Here is a 3,456-nt window from a genome sequence, read left to right on the forward strand (position 1 = left end):
GGCCGTACATTTACGCGATGTCCTCGATTGTAGCGACTTTAAGGATGCTCGAGGGGGTATTCCTGTAGGTCTTGGTAAGGATATTGCAGGGAAGCCTGTTATTACTGACCTTGCGAAGATGCCTCACTTGCTCGTAGCAGGTACTACGGGTTCTGGTAAATCCGTATGTGTAAATACTTTGATTTCCAGTATTCTCTTTAGTCGTAAACCAGAAGAGGTTAAACTTTTATTAATCGACCCTAAGATGGTTGAATTGTCTATTTATAATGGCATTCCTCATTTGATGGCGCCAGTTGTAACAGATATGAAAAAAGCCGCAGCTGTATTGCGTTGGGCCGTTCGTGAAATGGAGGCTCGCTATAAAGCCTTTGCAGCGTCTGGTAAACGAGATATTAAGAGTTATAACGAAGCGCACCCTAAGGCGGCTATGCCGTTGATCGTACTGATTATCGACGAGTTAGCTGACCTTATGATGACAGCTCCAGATGATATTGAAGAATCTATTAGCCGTTTGGCACAAATGGCGCGTGCTGCAGGTATCCATATGGTACTTGCTACACAACGTCCATCTGTTAATGTTATTACTGGCTCTATTAAGGCCAATGTACCGAGCCGTATTTCCTTTGCTGTAGGCTCTCAAATTGATTCCCGTACTATCCTTGATATGGCGGGGGCTGAGAAATTACTTGGTAAAGGTGATATGTTATTTGCTCCAATTGGGGCGAATAAACCAATTCGTGTACAAGGTGCATTTATCTCTGATGATGAGGTAGAAAAACTTGTAGAATTTGTAAAAGCTCAACGTGAACCAGAGTATGATAATACGGTAACGCAAGAGGCTGAAAAGGAAGCTGAAAAAGAGTCTGCTGAGGACAATGATGTATATCGCGATGAACTGCTAGAACGAGCTGTAAATCTCGTTATGGAATCTGGTCAAGCCTCTGTGTCTATGTTACAGCGTCGTTTCCGCATTGGTTATACTCGTGCGGCACGCCTTGTCGATACTATGGAAGATCTTAAAATCGTGGGTCCTAGCATGGGTAGTAAGGCTCGAGAAATTTTGATGAGTCCTGAACAAGCGAAAGCTAGATATTTCCCTGATACCAATGATGAGCAATAATTGAATGATTATATTATTACGTAGATTTAGAAAGGAACGAAAATGGCTGAATTAGGCGAAGAATTACGACGTGAACGGGTAAGACGTAATTTAACCTTTAAAGATGTGGAGCAAGTGCTTCATATTAAAACAACCTACTTAGAGGCTATCGAAGATGGCAACTATGACATCATTCCTGGACAGGTCTACGTAAAAGGCTTTATTCGTAATTATGGCAATTACTTAGATCTTGATGGGGATCGTTTGGTGAAAGCTTATCAAAGCCAAGTAGGGGATATTGATACCTTCTCTTTGCGCTCTGTAACGAGACAGAAGGCTCAAGCTACCCCTAATTTGGTGCAAAGCGAGTTCGTTGAATACCAAACCTCTAAGAAGCGTATGTCTTTAGAAACACGTCAACGAAAACGCCAACGTTCTATCGTTCAAGAACGTATTATTTTAGGCATTATCTTATTCTGTATGGCATTATTTTTACTGTGGTTATTCCTTGTCTAATTGTTGATTAGGAATGATAGAAAGGCATTTACACAATCAATGGATAGATTTTTAGTAACAGAACCTTCGGATATGAAGGAACGAGGTTGGGCCGAATTAGATTTCGTTCTCATCAGTGGGGACGCCTATGTGGACCATCCGTCCTTTGCTCCTGCGGTTATCGGCAGATACCTAGAATCCAAAGGCTATCGTGTAGGCATTATAGATCAACCAGATTGGAATGATGTAGAGGCTTTCAAAAAACTAGGTAAACCGCGTCTAGCATCCCTTGTTACAGCAGGGAATCTAGACTCAATGCTCAATAAATTTACGGCGGCAAAGAAAATTCGTCGTCAAGATGATTATTCTCCAGGCGGTGAAGCTGGTCATCGTCCAGATCGTGCTACCTTGGTCTATGCGAACCGTATGAAGGAGGCTTACAGTGATGTGCCTCTCATTATCGGGGGCATAGAGGCGTCCTTGCGCCGCTTTGGTCATTATGATTACTGGTCGGATACGGTACGTCGCTCTATCTTAGTCGATTCTAAGGCAGATGTACTTGTATATGGTATGGGTGAACTTCAAATTGTCGAATTAGCTGATGCGTTAGACCAAGGCAGATTTAAAGAGTCCTTGCCGTCTATTCGAGGTATTTGCTACATGGCAAAGGACATTCCTACCATTGATTATGTAGAGTGTCCTTCTTATGAAGCGATTAAAGCGGACAAAATGGACTTTGCCGATGCGTTCCGCATTCAATATGATGAACAAGATCCTTTCTATGGCCGCATAGTAGTACAAAAGCATGGGGATAGATATGTTATCCAAAATACGCCTGCTTTGCCTTTGACACAGGAGGAAATGGATGGCGTATATAACTTGCCATATACTCGTAAGTGGCATCCTAAATACGATGACAAAGGTGGCGTACCAGCATTAAGTGAAGTACAATTCAGCCTTGTTAGCCAACGTGGTTGTTTTGGTAGTTGTTCCTTCTGTGCTATTACCAATCATCAAGGGCGTATCATCCAAAATCGTAGTCATGAGTCGTTAATCGACGAAGCTCAGATGATGATTAATATGGATAACTTCAAGGGTTATATTCACGATGTAGGCGGTCCTACAGCGAATTTCCGTCATTTAGCCTGTGATAAACAAGCTGTATACGGTGCTTGTAAAGGTCGTACTTGTGCGGCCCCTGAACCTTGTGAAAACTTGAATACAAATCATGATGATTATATTGCTTTACTTCGTAAGTTGCGCAAGTTAAAAGGTGTGAAAAAGGTATTTGTTCGTTCTGGCTTGCGTTATGACTATGTGCTAGCAGATAACAATAAAGACTTCGTGCGAGAGCTCTGTGAGTTCCACGTCAGTGGTCAGTTAAAAGTAGCTCCAGAACATGTGTCTAAGCGTGTAACTAACATGATGGGCAAGGCTGGGAAGGAAGAATTCCTTACCTTTAAATCTTGGTTTGAAGAGGCGAACAAAAAACTTGGTAAGAAACAATATTTAGTACCATACTTTATGAGCTCTCATCCAGGTTGTGCCTTGGAGGATGCCATCGAATTAGCGGAGTTTTTGCGTGATCACCATATGTACCCTGAACAAGTACAAGACTTTATTCCAACGCCAGGAAGCTTATCCACTTGTATGTACTATACAGGCATTAATCCATTAGATGGAAAACCTGTGTATGTAGCCAAAAAGGGTAGAGATAAAGCAAAGCAACGCTCTTTGATGCAGTTTAAAAATATTGAAAACTATGACCTTGTTAAAGAGGCTCTCATAGAAGCAAATCGACGTGATTTAATTGGTTTTGGCCCAGAATGTCTCATTCCGCCACGTCCAATCGGTCGCAATGC

Annotated in this window: 3 protein-coding genes; all 3 read left to right on the forward strand. The window is 42.1% G+C overall.

Features of this window, described 5'->3' with window-relative positions:
- The coding region (locus Q0F90_RS08215) for a DNA translocase FtsK (RefSeq protein WP_296004644.1) at positions 1-1,120 on the forward strand (1,120 nt) is incomplete at its 5' end.
- A 42-nt stretch (positions 1,121-1,162) separates the two neighbouring features.
- The gene (locus tag Q0F90_RS08220; RefSeq protein WP_296004646.1) at positions 1,163-1,615 is read left to right on the forward strand and encodes a helix-turn-helix transcriptional regulator; all 453 of its coding nucleotides are present in this window, start codon (positions 1,163-1,165) and stop codon (positions 1,613-1,615) included.
- Positions 1,616-1,654: 39 nt separating this feature from the next.
- The coding region (locus Q0F90_RS08225; RefSeq protein WP_296004650.1) for a YgiQ family radical SAM protein at positions 1,655-3,456 on the forward strand (1,802 nt) is incomplete at its 3' end.

The organism is uncultured Veillonella sp. (assembly GCF_934190855.1).
In the GTDB taxonomy this organism is placed as follows: domain Bacteria; phylum Bacillota; class Negativicutes; order Veillonellales; family Veillonellaceae; genus Veillonella.